18 protein-coding genes are annotated in these 15,724 nt (G+C 55.4%); 9 read left to right on the top strand and 9 right to left on the bottom strand.

Features of this window, described 5'->3' with window-relative positions:
* The first annotated feature begins 108 nt into the window (after positions 1-108).
* From nlpI to mtr, 4 genes are all read left to right on the top strand, one after another.
* Positions 109-993, top strand: coding sequence for a lipoprotein NlpI (nlpI, locus tag O3S68_RS13355; RefSeq protein ID WP_020455412.1), 885 nt, complete (start codon positions 109-111; stop codon positions 991-993).
* Positions 994-1,099: 106 nt separating this feature from the next.
* Positions 1,100-1,180, top strand: a complete 81-nt coding sequence (yrbN, locus tag O3S68_RS24295) for a protein YrbN (RefSeq protein WP_097400725.1) — start codon at positions 1,100-1,102, stop codon at positions 1,178-1,180.
* Entirely contained in the window at positions 1,173-3,068 is a 1,896-nt protein-coding gene (locus tag O3S68_RS13360) for a DEAD/DEAH family ATP-dependent RNA helicase (protein ID WP_045513214.1), read from the top strand. Before yrbN ends, O3S68_RS13360 begins: the two co-directional genes overlap by 8 nt.
* A gap of 140 nt (positions 3,069-3,208) precedes the next feature.
* Positions 3,209-4,453 (top strand): tryptophan permease, encoded by a 1,245-nt coding sequence (gene mtr, locus O3S68_RS13365; protein WP_269231713.1) that lies wholly within the window; start codon positions 3,209-3,211, stop codon positions 4,451-4,453.
* Positions 4,454-4,495: 42 nt separating this feature from the next.
* Here the strand turns inward: mtr and O3S68_RS13370 are convergent, their stop codons facing one another.
* The 3 genes from O3S68_RS13370 to ubiU form a co-directional block, all read right to left on the bottom strand.
* Positions 4,496-5,503 carry a luciferase-like monooxygenase gene (locus O3S68_RS13370; protein WP_160268557.1) on the bottom strand — a complete coding sequence of 336 codons (1,008 nt, stop codon included), beginning with the start codon at positions 5,501-5,503 and terminating at the stop codon, positions 4,496-4,498.
* A gap of 142 nt (positions 5,504-5,645) precedes the next feature.
* A complete protein-coding gene (locus O3S68_RS13375) occupies positions 5,646-6,524 on the bottom strand; it encodes a U32 family peptidase (protein ID WP_269231714.1) in 879 nt (292 codons plus the stop codon).
* A gap of 7 nt (positions 6,525-6,531) precedes the next feature.
* Complete coding sequence (gene ubiU, locus O3S68_RS13380) at positions 6,532-7,527, bottom strand: ubiquinone anaerobic biosynthesis protein UbiU (RefSeq protein WP_020455407.1); 996 nt, start codon at positions 7,525-7,527, stop codon at positions 6,532-6,534.
* 239 nt (positions 7,528-7,766) lie between these two features.
* Here ubiU and ubiT point away from each other — a divergent pair, with 239 nt between their 5' ends.
* Complete coding sequence (ubiT, locus tag O3S68_RS13385) at positions 7,767-8,291, top strand: ubiquinone anaerobic biosynthesis accessory factor UbiT (RefSeq protein WP_020455406.1); 525 nt, start codon at positions 7,767-7,769, stop codon at positions 8,289-8,291.
* Positions 8,285-8,788, top strand: a complete 504-nt coding sequence (locus O3S68_RS13390; RefSeq protein WP_269231715.1) for a GNAT family N-acetyltransferase — start codon at positions 8,285-8,287, stop codon at positions 8,786-8,788. Before ubiT ends, O3S68_RS13390 begins: the two co-directional genes overlap by 7 nt.
* Here the strand turns inward: O3S68_RS13390 and O3S68_RS13395 are convergent.
* On the bottom strand, positions 8,775-9,116 hold the full coding sequence (locus O3S68_RS13395) for a GIY-YIG nuclease family protein (protein WP_373963074.1): 342 nt from the start codon (positions 9,114-9,116) through the stop codon (positions 8,775-8,777). The two genes, O3S68_RS13390 and O3S68_RS13395, sit on opposite strands and share 14 nt — an antisense overlap.
* 14 nt (positions 9,117-9,130) lie before the next feature.
* Here O3S68_RS13395 and O3S68_RS13400 point away from each other — a divergent pair, with 14 nt between their 5' ends.
* Positions 9,131-9,568 carry a YhbP family protein gene (locus tag O3S68_RS13400; RefSeq protein WP_020455403.1) on the top strand — a complete coding sequence of 146 codons (438 nt, stop codon included), beginning with the start codon at positions 9,131-9,133 and terminating at the stop codon, positions 9,566-9,568.
* Here the strand turns inward: O3S68_RS13400 and O3S68_RS13405 are convergent.
* The gene (locus tag O3S68_RS13405; protein ID WP_020455402.1) at positions 9,554-10,072 is read right to left on the bottom strand and encodes a type 1 glutamine amidotransferase; all 519 of its coding nucleotides are present in this window, start codon (positions 10,070-10,072) and stop codon (positions 9,554-9,556) included. The two genes, O3S68_RS13400 and O3S68_RS13405, sit on opposite strands and share 15 nt — an antisense overlap.
* A gap of 120 nt (positions 10,073-10,192) precedes the next feature.
* On the opposite strand from O3S68_RS13405, the gene O3S68_RS13410 reads away from it, so the two are divergent.
* Together O3S68_RS13410 and O3S68_RS13415 are read left to right on the top strand one after the other, a co-directional pair.
* Positions 10,193-10,846, top strand: coding sequence for an NAD(P)H-binding protein (locus O3S68_RS13410; RefSeq protein ID WP_269231716.1), 654 nt, complete (start codon positions 10,193-10,195; stop codon positions 10,844-10,846).
* Between the two features lie 51 nt (positions 10,847-10,897).
* A complete protein-coding gene (locus O3S68_RS13415; protein ID WP_020455400.1) occupies positions 10,898-11,935 on the top strand; it encodes a permease in 1,038 nt (345 codons plus the stop codon).
* Between the two features lie 58 nt (positions 11,936-11,993).
* Here O3S68_RS13415 and dolP read toward each other — a convergent pair whose 3' ends face one another.
* From dolP to O3S68_RS13435, 4 genes are read right to left on the bottom strand one after another with little or no spacing between them, the layout of a single operon-like run.
* Positions 11,994-12,569, bottom strand: a complete 576-nt coding sequence (gene dolP / locus O3S68_RS13420; RefSeq protein WP_017457372.1) for a division/outer membrane stress-associated lipid-binding lipoprotein — start codon at positions 12,567-12,569, stop codon at positions 11,994-11,996.
* Positions 12,570-12,578: 9 nt separating this feature from the next.
* Complete coding sequence (gene diaA, locus O3S68_RS13425) at positions 12,579-13,169, bottom strand: DnaA initiator-associating protein DiaA (RefSeq protein ID WP_040016590.1); 591 nt, start codon at positions 13,167-13,169, stop codon at positions 12,579-12,581.
* A gap of 23 nt (positions 13,170-13,192) precedes the next feature.
* Positions 13,193-13,588, bottom strand: a complete 396-nt coding sequence (locus tag O3S68_RS13430; RefSeq protein ID WP_020455399.1) for a YraN family protein — start codon at positions 13,586-13,588, stop codon at positions 13,193-13,195.
* Entirely contained in the window at positions 13,546-15,684 is a 2,139-nt protein-coding gene (locus tag O3S68_RS13435) for a penicillin-binding protein activator (protein WP_269231717.1), read from the bottom strand. Before O3S68_RS13435 ends, O3S68_RS13430 begins: the two co-directional genes overlap by 43 nt.
* Positions 15,685-15,724 lie beyond the last annotated feature (40 nt).

Raw genomic sequence — 15,724 nt, forward strand, 5'->3', positions numbered from 1 at the left:
GGTTGTTTTTGCCCTCCGCTATCGCGGAGGGCTTATTAGCAGGCAGGACGCCATGTTTGCAGCCGGGGGACAGGACGTTCATCCAATTGTTGTCTTCGGGAGTGGGAAATGAAGCCTTTTTTGCGCTGGTGTTTCGTTGCGACAGCTTTAACGCTGGCAGGATGCAGCAACTCTGCCTGGCGTAAAAGTGAAGTCCTCGCGGTGCCATTGCAACCGACTTTGCAGCAAGAAGTGATTCTGGCACGCATGGAACAAATTCTTGCCAGTCGGGCTTTAACCGATGACGAACGCGCACAGCTTTTATATGAGCGCGGAGTGTTGTATGATAGCCTCGGTTTGAGAGCCTTAGCGCGAAATGATTTCTCGCAAGCGCTGGCAATCCGACCCGATATGCCGGAAGTATTCAATTACTTAGGCATTTATTTAACGCAGGCAGGCAATTTTGATGCTGCCTATGAAGCGTTTGATTCTGTACTTGAGCTTGATCCAACTTACAACTACGCGCACTTGAATCGCGGGATCGCACTGCATTACGGCGGTCGCGACAAGTTAGCGCAAGATGATCTGCTGGCGTTTTATCAAGACGATCCTAATGATCCTTTCCGGAGTCTGTGGCTTTACATCGTTGAGCGGAAGCTTAATGAGAAGCAGGCTAAAGAAGCACTGAAGCAGCGCTTCGAAAAATCGGACAAGGAACAGTGGGGATGGAACATTGTCGAGTTCTACCTCGGCGACATTAGCGAAGCAACGCTAATGGATCGCCTGAAGGCGGACGCAACGGATAACACCTCGCTCGCTGAGCATCTCAGTGAAACCAACTTCTATTTAGGTAAGTACTACCTAAGTCTGGGGGATAAGGACAGCGCCACGGCACTGTTCAAACTAGCGGTTGCCAACAACGTCCATAATTTTGTTGAGCATCGTTATGCATTGTTGGAATTAGCGCTCTTGGGCCAGGAGCATGACGACCTGGCAGAATCGGACCAGCAATAGCTGACGAACATATCAGCCCGTAATCTTTTTTGATTGCCATCACCTTCGCGGGTGAGGGCTTCATTGTTCGTTAATTAACCTACTTTGAGCCGGTTCACACTTTTCAATGAAAATTGCTAATTTTTTTCACGATGAGTTATGTAGACTGGCCGCCAATGACATAGAGGCACTTGTACTACATGGCTGAATTCGAAACCACTTTTGCAGATCTGGGCCTGAAGGCTCCCATCCTTGAAGCCCTTAACGATCTCGGTTACGAAAAACCATCTCCGATCCAGGCTGAGTGCATCCCGCACCTGCTGAACGGTCGTGACGTGCTGGGCATGGCCCAGACTGGTAGCGGTAAAACTGCAGCGTTTTCTCTGCCGCTGCTGAACAACATCGATCCGGACCTGCGTGCGCCGCAGATCCTTGTGCTCGCTCCGACCCGCGAACTGGCGGTTCAGGTTGCTGAAGCAATGACCGATTTCTCTAAACATATGCGCGGTGTAAGCGTGGTAGCCCTGTACGGCGGCCAGCGTTATGACGTGCAATTACGCGCTCTTCGCCAGGGGCCACAGATCGTCGTCGGTACGCCGGGTCGTCTGTTGGATCACCTGAAACGCGGCACGCTGGATCTCTCTAAACTGAGCGGTCTGGTGCTGGATGAAGCCGACGAAATGCTGCGCATGGGCTTTATCGAAGACGTAGAAACCATCATGGCGCAGATCCCGGAAGGTCATCAGACCGCTCTGTTCTCTGCCACCATGCCGGAAGCAATCCGTCGCATTACTCGCCGCTTTATGAAAGAGCCGCAGGAAGTGCGCATTCAATCCAGCGTGACGACTCGTCCGGACATCAGCCAGAGCTACTGGACTGCATACGGCATGCGTAAAAACGAAGCGCTGGTTCGCTTCCTGGAAGCGGAAGATTTTGATGCGGCGATCATCTTCGTTCGTACCAAAAACGCAACGCTGGAAGTGGCTGAAGCGCTGGAACGCAGTGGCTATAACAGCGCCGCACTGAACGGTGACATGAACCAGGCACTGCGTGAGCAGACACTGGAGCGCCTGAAAGACGGTCGTCTGGATATCCTGATTGCAACTGACGTTGCAGCACGTGGTCTGGACGTTGAGCGCATCAGCCTGGTTGTTAACTACGACATTCCGATGGATTCTGAATCCTACGTTCACCGTATCGGTCGTACCGGTCGTGCGGGTCGTGCGGGCCGTGCACTGCTGTTCGTTGAGAACCGCGAGCGTCGTCTGCTGCGTAACATCGAACGTACGATGAAACTGACCATTCCGGAAGTGGAACTGCCGAACGCAGAGCTGCTGGGCAAACGCCGTCTGGAAAAATTCGCCGCTAAAGTTCAGCAGCAGCTGGAAAGCAGCGATCTGGATCAGTACCGCGCGCTGCTGGCAAAAATCCAGCCTTCTGCTGAAGAAGAGATGGACATTGAAACGCTGGCCGCTGCACTGCTGAAAATGGCTCAGGGCGAACGTCCGCTGATCCTCCCGCCGGATGCACCGATGCGTCCTAAACGTGAGTTCCGCGATCGTGATGACCGTTTCGAACGCCGTGGCGATCGTAACGATCGTGGTCCGCGTGGCGAACGTGGTGGCGAAGATCGTCCGCGTCGCGAACGTCGTGATGTTGGTGAAATGGAACTGTATCGTATCGAAGTGGGCCGCGATGATGGTGTTGAAGTACGCCATATCGTTGGTGCTATCGCGAACGAAGGTGATATCAGCAGCCGTTACATTGGTAACATCAAACTGTTTGGTACTCACTCTACCATTGAGCTGCCGAAAGGCATGCCGGGCGAAGTTCTGCAGCACTTCACTCGCACGCGTATTCTGAACAAGCCGATGAATATGCAGCTGCTGGGCGATGCACAGCCGCGTGAGCGTAGCGAACGTCGTGGTGGCGGTGAGCGTCGCGGCGGTTTCGGTGGTGAACGCCGTGAAGGTGGTCGTGGTGAAGGCCGTCGTTTCAGCGGTGAGCGTCAGGAAGGTCGTAGTTTCGGTGGCGAACGTCGTGCACCGCGTCGCGATCGTGACGACAGCGCTCCGCGTCGCCGTAACGACGCATAATTTGCGTTACAGTCTGTAAAGAAATAGATACAGCCCCGATCGAAAAGATTGGGGCTTTTTTTATCCGTAATGTACTCCTGTACTGGTACAATGCAGCAGCCTGAACTACTGGCATTGCTCACCACAGGAGAATCATTCAGATGTCGACACTGACAACCACACAAGCTTCCCCTTCGCTGTTCGGCGGGGTAGTGATTATTGGCGGCACGATCATTGGCGCAGGCATGTTTTCACTGCCGGTGGTGATGTCCGGCGCGTGGTTTTTCTGGTCATTGCTGGCGCTCGTTTTTACCTGGTTTTGCATGTTGCACTCCGGGCTGATGATCCTTGAAGCCAACCTGAATTACCGGAGCGGCGCGAGCTTCGATACCATCACCAAAGATTTGTTGGGAAAAGGCTGGAACCTGGTTAACGGTATCTCGATTGCTTTCGTGCTCTATATCCTGACTTACGCCTACATTTCGGCAAGCGGCTCTATCTTGCACCACACCTTTGCGGAAATGTCGCTGAATGTCCCGCCGCGTCTGGCCGGGCTTGCCTTTGCGCTGCTGGTGGCATTTATCGTCTGGCTCTCGACACACGCTGTCAGCCGAATGACGGCGATTGTACTGGGTGCGAAGGTCATCACCTTCTTCCTCACTTTTGGCAGCCTGTTGGGCCATGTCGAGCCAGCAACCTTATTTAACGTTGCTCAGAGCGATGCTTCGTACACGCCTTATCTGTTGATGACGCTGCCCTTCTGTCTGGCCTCGTTTGGCTACCACGGCAATGTGCCGAGCCTGATGAAATACTACGGCAAAGATCCGCGTACCATTATTCGTTGCCTGGTCTACGGCACGCTGCTGGCGCTGGGGTTATATGTGATTTGGTTGCTGGTTACCATGGGCAACATTCCGCGTCCGGCGTTTATTGAGATCGCGGCCAAAGGCGGGAATATCGATGTGCTGGTGCAGGCGCTGAGCGGCGTGCTGAATAGCCGCAGTCTGGATCTGTTGCTGGTTGTCTTCTCAAACTTTGCCGTCGCCAGTTCCTTCCTCGGCGTGACGTTGGGGCTGTTTGACTACCTGGCGGACTTGTTCAAGTTTGATGATTCCCCGCTGGGACGTTTTAAAACCGCGCTGCTGACCTTTTTGCCGCCGATTGTGGGTGGCTTACTGTGGCCGAACGGCTTTTTGTATGCAATTGGTTATGCGGGTCTGGCAGCAACGATATGGGCGGCGATTGTTCCGGCATTGCTGGCAAATGCGTCGCGTAAGCGCTTTGGCAGTCCGGCATTTCGCGTGTGGGGTGGCAAGCCGATGATCGTATTAATCCTGCTGTTTGGCATCGGCAACGCGGTCGTGCATCTGCTTTCCAGCTTTAATTTGCTACCTGTTTACCAGTAATTATTTCTCTCCTCTCCTTTATGGGAGAGGAGAATCTTTGCGCTAGCCGAGCAGTTCTTCTTTCACCTGCATCGCCAGCTCAAACGAGTAGAGCCGCGCCTGGTGATCAAAAATCTGCCCGTTGACCATAATTTCATCGGCGTCCGTTTCCCGCAGAATCGACTCCAGCCCGTGGCGCACTTTCGCTTTATCACCCACCAGCGACATACTCAACGCCTGCTGTACGCCGTATTGTTCCGACGGTGACCAGAACTGATCCATATTGGGGATCGGTGGCGGCAACTGCGCGCTTTCACCACGGCGCAATTTCACAAAAGCCTGCTGCATTGAGGTAAACAGGAATTCCGCATCGCGATTGCTGTCGGCTGCGACAATATTGATGCACACCATCGCATACGGTTTTTCCAGCCGCGCCGAAGGCGTAAAGTTGGTGCGATAAAGATGTAACGCCTGGAACAACATATCCGGCGCGAAGTGCGAAGCAAAGGCAAACGGTAAGCCCAGTTGTGCGGCCAGTTGCGCGCTATACAGGCTTGAGCCCAGCAGCCAGACGGGGATTTTTTCACCGTAGCCCGGGACCGGTCGTACGTGCGGGTTTGGATCGCGGGCATCAAACCAGTCCACCAGTTCAGCGACATCTCGCGGGAAATTGTCGATATCACCGCTCATATGGCGGCGCAGCGCCATCATGGTGCGCTGGTCGCTGCCTGGCGCGCGGCCAAGCCCGAGATCGATACGCCCGGGGTAGAGCGTATTCAATGTGCCGAACTGCTCGGCAATCACCAGCGGTGAATGGTTTGGCAGCATCACGCCACCGGAACCCAAATGCAGAGTTTGCGTATTCGCCGCCAGATAGCCAATCAATACGGAAGTCGCCGCGCTGGCGATACCGGTCATATTGTGGTGTTCTGCCAGCCAGTAGCGATGATAACCGCGCTGTTCGGCCAGTTTCGCCAGATCCAGCGAATGAGTGAACGCCTCGCGGGCGCTGGAGTTCTGCGGGATCGGCGCAAGATCAAGCACCGAAAAAGGGATCGTTTTATCAGACATACACACTCACTTTGCTACAGCATTGTCATCAGATTGAAGGTCTTCTTCCAGCCTGGCGCAATGTGCCGCGCCCGGCCAGAAAAGCTGCAACTTTCATACTGCATTAACTTGTGACAATTCTTGTTAACAAAGTGAGCTTTTATTACTGCTGTAAAGCCAGACCCGGCAGCCTGCGCCAGTAGCCGTTGCAATCGCTATTAGATGCCAGCGGCAGTGGCGCATTACCCGTTTCATTAGCCTTAAACGCGTCAAGCATGGCAAACGTCTCGTTACCCATCGGCGACAGGCGCACCATATCCACAATGCCATTCATTGAGACCAGCTCATTGCCAAGGTTGTAAACATAGCCGCTCATCGTCTGGATACCGTTGAGCACAAAGACTTGCTGATTCTCTTGTGAAAGGATGCTGCGTCCGTTCGGGTATTTAATGCAGCAAGTTTCGCACTCATCTTTGGGTCTGTCTTCGGAGCGGGCGGTAAAGCAGCGCGCGGAGTAAGCCAGTGGCAGATGACCGTAGCTCAGCACTTCCACTTCAAATTGCTGACGAATACCGAGGGAATCACACTGATCGAGTAAGTTTTTCAGCCAGTCGCGTGAAAGCTCAACCGGCATGCACCAGCGCACCATGCCTTGCTTGAGCAGTAAACGCAGCGCCACCGCGTTGTAGCAGTTGAGCGCATGCCCGGCGACAAATGGCAGCTTGCGCTCGGCGCACATATTCACCACGCCCAGGTCGCTGGCTTCGAGTAAAAACTCGCCGTTATCAACGTAACGTTTTAGTTCGTTTAATTCGGAAGAGGCCTGCACCAGCGCCAGCGTGGAAAGCACAACCTGCTTGCTGCTGCCCGCCAGTTGTTTGGCCATATCCAGCCAGTCGCCCACTTTGGTGGCGCGGCGCTTGCTGCAGACGGCTTCGCCAAGGTAAATCACATCGGCGTGGCTGGTGGCGGCCTGGCGATAAAAATCTTCCAGCGTCTCTTTTGGCCAGTAGTAAAGCACCGGCCCTAATGAATATTTCATGGTTTTCCTACTGCCATTTGCGGTGATACGCGCCGAGGGTGGTTTGAGTGCCTTCCGACATCGACCCCAGCGTTTCCATCCAGGCCGATTGCGGCACAAAATCTTGCGGCGAGGCCATACAACGGTCGATTGCCTGACGCCATACTTTTGCCACCTGGCTGACATAGGCCGGGCTGCGCTGGCGCCCCTCGATTTTTACCGAGGCAATATTGGCGGCCAGCAGCTCTGGCAGCAGCTCCAGCGTGTTGAGGCTGGTGGGTTCTTCCAGCGCGTGATAGCGCTCGCCATCCACCAGATAGCGGCCTTTGCATAAGGTCGGATAACCGGCGTTTTCGCCATCCTGATAGCGATCAATCAGCACTTCGTTAAGACGGGACTCCAGCCCCTGCGGCGTTTGCTGCCAGCGCACAAAACGCGCCGGAGAACAGGCGCCCACGGTATTGGGCGATTCGCCAGTCAGGTAAGAAGAGAGATAGCAGCGACCTTCCGCCATAATGCACAGGCTGCCAAAAGCGAACACTTCCAGCGGCACCGGCGTGACGCGCGCCAGTTGCTTGACCTGGTGAATCGATAACACGCGCGGCAGCACCACGCGCGCCACGTCAAAGTGGCGATGGTAAAAACGAATCGCCTCTTCGTTGGTCGCGGAAGCCTGGACGGAGACGTGGCGCTCAATATGCGGATAGCGCTCGGCTGCATATTCCAGCATCGCTAAATCCGCCAGGATCAGCGCGTCAGCGCCAATCTGCGCCGCCATATCAACGGCGCGCTCCCAGCGTTGATAGCCATCAGGATGCGCAAATGTGTTAATGGCGATATGCAGCTTGCGGCGGTGTTGATGAACAAAGCTGACCGCTTCCTGCAGCTTCTTCTCGGTAAAATTAAGACCGGCGAAATGGCGGGCGTTGGTATCATCTTTCAGGCCGATATACACAGCGTCGGCACCGTTTTCGATGGCCGCCTTCAGCGCCGGAAGGTTTCCGGCAGGGCAGAGCAACTCCATAGTGTATCCTGCAATCAGGGGCGCTATGGCCCGGATGTACCCCGTGGGGTCGCTAAGTTGTTAATGAACTGGGATTTTAGTTAACCTGTCAGCGACAATTTTTGATTTGAGGCAGTTAAATGCGTATTGATGGCGCCAATAATCCCCGGCTGTTTATTCGTAATTGTTGATTTGTGCCGCTATGCCATTTGGCGATTGTGGCAAAATAGCAGTCATTATCATTTCAGGGAGTAAAGCTCGTGTTGGATAAATTGCGCTCACGTCTTGTTCACGTTGGCCCGTCGTTACTGAGCGTGCCGGTTAAGCTGACGCCTTTTGCCATCAAACGTCAGGTGTTGGAGCAGGTGCTGCGTTGGCAATTCCAACAGGCGCTGGCGGACGGAGAACTTGAGTTTCTGGAAGGCCGCTGGTTAAGTATCCAGGTTCGGGATATTGGCCTGACGTGGTATACCTCTGTTGCAGATGGGCAGATGATTGTGCGTGAATCTGCCGATGCGGATGTCAGCTTCAGCGCGGACGCCAGCGATTTGCTGATGATTGCTGCGCGTAAGCAGGATCCCGATACGCTGTTTTTCCAGCGCCGTCTGGTGATTGAAGGCGATACGGAACTTGGGCTGTACGTGAAAAACCTGATGGACGCCATTGAGCTGGAGCAGATGCCAAAACCCCTGCGGGTGATGCTGCTGCAGCTGGCGGAATTTGTTGAGGCTGGCCTGCAAGCGCCGCCTGCAACGACACAACCTTCTGTAGGTGAGCCATGCTGATTAGAGTTGAAATTCCCATTGATGCTCCCGGTATCGACGCGCTGCTGCGCCGTAGTTTTGACGGCGAAGCGGAAGCGACGCTGGTGCACGATCTGCGCGAAGACGGGCTGATCACGCTGGGATTTGTTGCGACCGATGACGAAGGTCAGGTCATTGGCTACGTGGCGTTTAGCCCGGTTTCGGTCGCCGGTGAAGAGCTGCAATGGGTCGGGCTTGCGCCGCTGGCCGTTGATGAGCAGTACCGCGGGCAGGGTATTGCGCGTCAGTTAGTGTATGAAGGGCTGGATTCACTCAACGAGTTTGGTTATGCGGCGGTGGTCACTTTAGGTGATCCCGCGTTTTATAGCCGTCTCGGGTTTGAGAAGGCGGCGCAGTATGACTTGCGCTGCCGCTGGCCAGCAAGCCATGACGCGTTTTTAGTTCATCGTCTGGCGGATGACGCGTTCAATGGCGTCAATGGTCTGGTTGAATACAGCGATCATTTCAATCGTTTTTAACGGTCACAGATAACAGGCTTTCCCGCAGCGCCTCGAACGAGCCATCCCCGGCGACGAGGCGCTCTTTCTGGCGCTTGGTTAACTGCTTAATGCGGTACTCCAGCCGCAGTGCCAGCGACCTTTCCCCCACCTCGGCTGAAAAAGCCAGCGCCAGCGCGCCTTTTCCCCGTAACGCTTTTGCGCCTTTCCCGGATTGATGCTGGGTAAAACGCCGTGCGACATCGGTGGTAATACCGGTGTAGAGCATGTTGTCAGCGGTGCGAATAAGGTAAAGAAACCAGGGCGTCATGACGATGTTCAGTATGTTAATGTAAAAGAAAAATAACATGGGGAAGGGAAAAAATGGAGACTCTAGCAGCCATTAATCGCTGGCTGGCGAAGCAGCATGTTGTCACGTGGTGTGTGGCGAATCGGGGAGAGTTATGGTGTGCGAACGCGTTCTATTTTTATGATCCGCAAGCGGTCGCGTTTTATATCCTGAGCGAGGATCAAACCCGCCATTCACAGATGACGGGTTTGAAAGCGCAGGTAGCAGGCACGGTAAACGGCCAGCCAAAAACCGTGGCGCTAATTCGCGGCGTGCAGTTCACCGGCGAGATCCGCCGCCTCGACAGCGAAGAGAGTGCGACGTTGCGTGCGAAGTACAATCGTCGCTTTCCGGTCGCCCGCGTATTATCTGCCCCGATGTGGGAAATTCGTCTTCACGAATTGAAGTTCACCGATAACACGCTGGGTTTTGGTAAAAAACTGCACTGGATCCGCGACTCAGGCACCCAATAAGCGCAGCGCTTCGCGATTAAATGCGGGCAAATCATCGGGAGTACGGCTGGTAACCAGCTGATCTTTATCGACCACCACTTCCTGGTCGTAGAACTCACCCCCGGCGTTTTTCACATCCACCACAATCGGTTTCACCGCCGTGAGCTTACGCCCGCGTATCGCATCGGCGCTGATCAGCAACTGCGGACCGTGGCAAATGGCGAAGACCGGCTTGCCAGTGCTGATGAAATCGCGCGTGAAGGTGACAAAACGATCGTCGCCGCGCAGATAGTCAGGCGAGTGTCCCCCCGGCAGCAGCAGCGCGTCAAAGTCTGCCGGGCGCACTTCATCAATGGCTTTATCAATTACCACTTCCGCTTCGCCCTTTTTGCCGTGAATGGTTTTCCCGGCCTGTTTCTCAATCGTAATAACCTCATGACCGGCCTTGCGGAATTCATGGGCCGGAGAGGTGAATTCTGAATCTTCAAACTCGTCGGTGATCAAGACAGCAATTTTCTTGCTCATACTTCCTCCGTTGTTTTGGCTTCAGAAAGGGAGTTATGCATACTGATAACTCACCAGCACACTAAGCCTGGTTCAGCAGGCTGACATTGCAACACAGATTCATCTGCAAAGGGGGAAGCGATGCAACGTGTATTAATCACCGGTGCCACCGGTCTGGTTGGCGGGCATCTGTTGCGGTTGCTGAACAGCGACCCGCGCATTGACGCGATCACGGCGCCGACTCGCCGACCGTTGCAGGGCATCTCTGGTGTTGCGAACCCGCACGATCCTCAGCTCAGTGACGCGCTGGCACTGGTCACGGAACCGGTCGATACGGTTTTTTGTTGCCTCGGTACAACCCGGCGTGAGGCGGGTAGCAAAGAGGCATTTGTGCTTGCTGATTACACGCTGGTGGTGGACACGGCAATCACCGGCCTGCGCCTTGGCGCCACGCAAATGCTGGTGGTCAGTTCAATGGGAGCAAACGCGCGCTCGCCGTTTTTCTACAATCACGTAAAAGGTGAGATGGAAAACGCGTTGATGGCGCAACAGTGGCCGTCGCTGACCATCGTCCGCCCGTCAATGCTGCTGGGGGATCGGGAGAAAAAACGGGTCAATGAATCGTTGCTGGCACCGCTTTTCCGCCTGTTGCCGGGCAACTGGAAGTCGATTTCCGCCCACGACGTTGCCCGCGCAATGCTGGCGCTGGCATTTTTGCCTGCGAGCCAGCCTGTCCGGGTAGTGAAATCCGCGCAGCTACGGGTGATCGCAGCGGATAGCACATTGGCAAAATAGTTATCACGGCGTACTATTCTCGGGCTTATAAATATATCCCCGGGGAATGTTATGACTGGTCAGTCTTCACCTCAGGCGGCAACACCTGTTCAATGGTGGAAACCCGCTCTGTTCTTTCTTGTTGTTATCATTGGTCTTTGGTACGTGAAATGGCAGCCTTATTACGGCAAAGCATTCACCGCCGCCGAGACACACAGCATCGGTAAATCCATTCTTTCCCAGGCCGACTCCAGCCCGTTTCAGGCGGCGCTTGATTATGCCATGGTCTATTTTCTCGCCGTCTGGAAAGCAGCCGTACTCGGTGTGCTGCTCGGTTCGTTGATTCAGGTGCTTATCCCGCGCGACTGGTTGCTGCGCACGCTGGGGCAAAAACGCTTTAGCGGCACCCTGTTTGGTACGTTATTTTCTCTGCCTGGCATGATGTGCTCCTGCTGTGCGGCGCCGGTGGCGGCGGGTATGCGGCGTCAGCGCGTTTCGATGGGCGGTGCGCTGGCGTTCTGGATGGGCAACCCGCTGCTGAACCCGGCAACGCTGGTGTTTATGGGGTTTGTGCTTGGCTGGCATTTCGCCGCAATCCGCCTGGTTGCCGGTCTGGTCACCGTGCTCGGCGTGGCAACGCTGGTACAGATGCTGGTGAAAGATAGCCCGCAACAGGCAGAGCCGGTGGAGATCACCTTGCCGGAGCCGCAGGGCAGCTTTATGGCGCGCTGGGGCAAGGCGTTATGGCAACTGTTCTGGAGCACCATTCCGGTCTATATCCTCGCGGTGCTGGTTCTCGGTGCGGCGCGCGTCTGGCTGTTCCCGCATGCGGATGGCGCGGTGGATAACACATTGCTGTGGGTGATTGCGATGGCGATTGTCGGTTGCCTGTTTGTTATCCCCACGGCGGCAGAAATTCCCATTGTGCAAACCATGATGCTGGCGGGGATGGGCATGGCGCCTGCCCTGGCGCTGCTGATTACGCTGCCGGCGGTTAGCCTGCCATCGCTCGTTATGCTGCGTAAATCTTTCCCGGCGAAAGCCCTGTGGCTGACCGGCGGCCTGGTGGCGCTGTGCGGGATGATAACCGGAACTATTGCGCTGCTGTAAGCCTACTACTGCGCGAAAAAAAGCCCGGTTTTGACCGGGCTTTTTCATGACTGCGGGTTTATTTAAGCAGGGTAAAGGCGGTGGTCACATGTTTCACCCCGCTTACGCGGCTGGCGATATCTGCGGCGGCGCGGCCTTCACGCTCGGTGACCAGCCCCATCAGGAACACTTCACCGTTTTCTGTCGTCACTTTCACGTTTGACGATTTCACCTGGTCGCTGCTCAGCAACTGCGAGCGCACTTTGGTGGTGATCCAGGTATCGGAAGAGGCCGTACCCAGACCAATCGGCTGACCCTGGCGGATCTCGTTAAAGACTTCGGTTGTCCCTTCCACGCCAACGGCAATCTGTTTTGCCCGCGAAGAGAGATCGGTATTCGGTGCCTGGCCTGTCAGCAGCACTTTCCCCTGGTAGGCGGTGACGTTAACACGCGCTTCTTTCTTAATTTGTTCGTCTTTCGACAGCGCGCTATTCACGCGTAGTTCCAGCGTGCTGTCATCCACCTGGGTGCCAACGGTTCGCGGATCCGTCGCGGCTTTTGTGCCCACGGCTGCGGAACCTACCACCACTGCGCCAACACAACCCTGTAACAGCAGCGCGGAAATAAGGACTGCGAGGGGCGTAAATGCCTTCATGTGTACTCCTTAATCATCCTGGTGAGGAAAAAGCGTGTTATCAATCAGATCGCATAAGCAATTTACCGTTAGCATGTGCATTTCCTGGATGCGCGCGCTGCGGTGGGAAGGAATACGAATTTCGACATCCTGCGGCCCCAGCAGACCCGCCAGCTCGCCACCGTCGTAGCCCGTCAACGCAATGATCGACATATCGCGCGTCACCGCCGCTTCGACGGCTTTAACGATATCACGACTGTTACCACGCGTTGAGATGGCTAATAAAATATCGCCGGTATGGCCGAGCGCCCGAACCTGCTTGGCATAAATTTCATCATGCAGACGGTCATTTGCTATCGCGGTTAAGACCACATTATCGGTATTAAGTGCAATGGCAGGTAAACTAGGACGTTCTGTTTCAAAACGGTTGATCATGCTGGCAGCAAAATGCTGTGCGTTGGCGGCAGATGTCCCGTTGCCACAACAGAGGATTTTGTTGCCATTCAGCAGGGAGTGAACCATCGTCATGGCTGCTCGGGAAATGGCATCAGGTAGCGCTTCCGCCGCCGCAATTTGGGTTTGAATGCTTTCCGTAAAGCAGACTTTAATTCGTTCGAGCACGGTAATCCCTATCATTGAGCCAATCATGAGTGGTCGTTAAAGGCGTTGGCTATCCACTCAACATCATTTTCGGTGAAGGCTACCACATCAAACCGGCAATCCACAGTGTCAAAACTCCCATTGTGCCGGGCCAGCCATAAACGCGCGGTATGCAGCAGTTTGGCTTGCTTGGCGCGGGTGACGCTGCTTGCCGCACCGCCAAAACGCGCCGATTTTCGGTAGCGCACTTCAATAAACACGGTGGTCTTGCCGTGTCGCATTATCAGATCGATTTCGCCGCCGCGCTCGCGCACATTGGCGGCGATAAAATGCAGTCCTTTGCTTTCCAGCAGGCGACGCGCTTTCGCTTCCCACACGTCGCCGGTCTGCTTACGGCTTAATTCGCCGGGACGATTTGCCCCTGTTGGTATTTGAGCCATGACAACTTCCTGTTGATCACGCAGTCCTGTGTAGCCGTTAAATCGCCGGTATTGCCGTTCAGCTCAAAACCCGGCACCTGACGCATTTGCGAGAAGTTATTCGCCAGCGACCAGGCATCCGCGCCCATCGCGTACAAACGCGCCAGCGAGTAGTCGTTATTCACGCTTTTCAGCGCTTGCTGCATCAGCGACGGATTTGCGCCGGCAAGCATCGGGATTTCGTTGAATTGCAGGCCTTCCATTTCAAGCCGGAAATCCGGGCCTGCGCCGCCCTGCGCACTGCGTGAGCTGGCGTACAGCATCACACCGCTCTGGCTGCCGGTACGCAGAGTAATCATCGGTTTAATCAGTGCGATTTCATCCTGCGTGGCGACGATATACACCGCGTCAACGCTGCCGCTACCGCTAATTTGCGCATCCGTCGGCGGCGCCGGAATATTCAGACCGCCAACCGTCACGCCTGGCTGCTGTGGCAGGCTGGAAGCAACCGGGCTACCGGTCAGCGCGATGCCAGAGCGACCGTTCAGCCCCATGCGCAGTTCAGCGGTGGAACCGAATTTTTGCGCTAACACAACGCCGCCGCCCAGTTTTTTCCACTCATCGGCAAACGCGGTGCTGACGCGTTCACCCAATGCGCTGCGTGGCACCAGCAGCAGCGGCGCATGACGACCCTGCTCAAAGATATGGCGTGCGGCATCGTGGGCTTCATCCTCTGGTGAGAGGGCGAAGTAGCAAATGTTGGCGCGGTTTTCGACATGCTCCGGCTGGTTAAGCGCCAGCACGTTCAGCGACGTGTTGCTGCGCATCAGCTCTTCAACATTGTTTTTGAGCAGCGGGCCGACCACGATGCTGGCGCCATCCTGCTGAACCTGGTTGAGGATCTGATCCATCGGTTGCGCACTGGTATCGTACACTTTCAGCTCAGCGCCAGGATTCGCCGGTGTGCCTGCCACGGCAGGTGCAGCGACCGGCTGAGTCGCATTAGCGTCGGTCGGCTGAGCGGGCGTTGTGGCTGCCGGATCTTGCTGAGCAGTGGCGGCGGAATTCGTTGCTGCTGCGTCACTTTGTGCTGCGCTATCCGGTGCTTGCGCTTGTTGAACATTCGGTGCAGCTGCATTTTGCTGCGCCGGGGCGTTGGTCAGGTCATTCACATTCGCGTCTGCCGGGCTGACAACGGCTGCGGTCGCGGCCTGGGCAACTTGCTGCGGAACAGCCGGGCCGGAAACCGGGGCAATGCCGTTTTTCGCCGCTTCAAAACCCTGCTGAATAGCGCGGCTAAACACTGCCGCCTGGCCATTTAACGGCAACAGCAGCGCGATTTTGTTGGTTGCTGCTGGTTTAAAGTTTTGCAAGTTCGACAACTGGCCAGGCAACATTTTCGCCGCCGGGTTTTGCGGGTAGCGCGTTTGCCAGTCGGTAATGCCAGCTTTCAGCATATTGGGGTCGTTGCGGTTGTCGAACCACATGCGTTGCAGGTCGAGCCAGCCTTGCAGCGTCACTTCATCGGCGTTGATCACCAGCGCTCTGGCCTGATCTTGCGTCATAGAGGCCAGCGCTTGCCAGGTGGCGTCGATGTTTTTCTGCTTCTCTTCCGGTTTACTCAACAGCGGCTGCTGGGCAATGAGCGCGCGCAGCAGCGTCAGAGAAGGCTTGCCTTGCGAGGCGGAAATGCCAATTTGCCAGTAACGCGCTTGCTGGTTCTGCTCAAGATCGGCGGGATCGAGTTTGTTGAGTTGCGCTTTCGCACCGGCAAAATCCTTCTGCGCCAGTTTCATTTCGGCAGCGAGCAACGTGCGTTCTTTGCGCTGATTATCGCTCAGATCCTGCGGCAGCTGGGCAAACAGTTCGCCGGCCTGCTGGGTTTTTCCCTCTTTCAGCAGTGCACGAATGGCGAGTAATTGCCAGTTGGTCTTGCTATCATCTGTGCTTTGCTGCATCTGCTGCAGGTAATAGCCAGAATCGGCCTGCGCTTCGCCCTGCATATGCGAGGCGCTCTGGTCTGTCGATTGCGTGCCGCAGCCTGCAAACAGCAGGGCGGCGAGCACCACAGGCAGGCAGCGCGTGGCTTTCGAACGTAGAAATCTTGACGGTAGCATACTGTATCCAGTGATAATTTTTACGCAATGCTCAATATTA

Source organism: Kosakonia sp. SOY2, from assembly GCF_027109175.1.
GTDB lineage: Bacteria > Pseudomonadota > Gammaproteobacteria > Enterobacterales > Enterobacteriaceae > Kosakonia.

Bases quoted from the DNA above. Each gene is read 5' to 3' on its own strand.
- nlpI (WP_020455412.1), top strand. From the start codon at position 109: ATGAAGCCTTTTTTGCGCTGGTGTTTCGTTGCGACAGCTTTAACGCTG.
- yrbN (WP_097400725.1), top strand. From the start codon at position 1,100: ATGAAAATTGCTAATTTTTTTCACGATGAGTTATGTAGACTGGCCGCC.
- O3S68_RS13360 (WP_045513214.1), top strand. From the start codon at position 1,173: ATGGCTGAATTCGAAACCACTTTTGCAGATCTGGGCCTGAAGGCTCCC.
- mtr (WP_269231713.1), top strand. From the start codon at position 3,209: ATGTCGACACTGACAACCACACAAGCTTCCCCTTCGCTGTTCGGCGGG.
- O3S68_RS13370 (WP_160268557.1), bottom strand. From the start codon at position 5,503: ATGTCTGATAAAACGATCCCTTTTTCGGTGCTTGATCTTGCGCCGATC.
- O3S68_RS13375 (WP_269231714.1), bottom strand. From the start codon at position 6,524: ATGAAATATTCATTAGGGCCGGTGCTTTACTACTGGCCAAAAGAGACG.
- ubiU (WP_020455407.1), bottom strand. From the start codon at position 7,527: ATGGAGTTGCTCTGCCCTGCCGGAAACCTTCCGGCGCTGAAGGCGGCC.
- O3S68_RS13390 (WP_269231715.1), top strand. From the start codon at position 8,285: ATGCTGATTAGAGTTGAAATTCCCATTGATGCTCCCGGTATCGACGCG.
- O3S68_RS13395 (WP_373963074.1), bottom strand. From the start codon at position 9,116: ATGTTATTTTTCTTTTACATTAACATACTGAACATCGTCATGACGCCC.
- O3S68_RS13400 (WP_020455403.1), top strand. From the start codon at position 9,131: ATGGAGACTCTAGCAGCCATTAATCGCTGGCTGGCGAAGCAGCATGTT.
- O3S68_RS13405 (WP_020455402.1), bottom strand. From the start codon at position 10,072: ATGAGCAAGAAAATTGCTGTCTTGATCACCGACGAGTTTGAAGATTCA.
- O3S68_RS13410 (WP_269231716.1), top strand. From the start codon at position 10,193: ATGCAACGTGTATTAATCACCGGTGCCACCGGTCTGGTTGGCGGGCAT.
- O3S68_RS13415 (WP_020455400.1), top strand. From the start codon at position 10,898: ATGACTGGTCAGTCTTCACCTCAGGCGGCAACACCTGTTCAATGGTGG.
- dolP (WP_017457372.1), bottom strand. From the start codon at position 12,569: ATGAAGGCATTTACGCCCCTCGCAGTCCTTATTTCCGCGCTGCTGTTA.
- O3S68_RS13430 (WP_020455399.1), bottom strand. From the start codon at position 13,588: ATGGCTCAAATACCAACAGGGGCAAATCGTCCCGGCGAATTAAGCCGT.
- O3S68_RS13435 (WP_269231717.1), bottom strand. From the start codon at position 15,684: ATGCTACCGTCAAGATTTCTACGTTCGAAAGCCACGCGCTGCCTGCCT.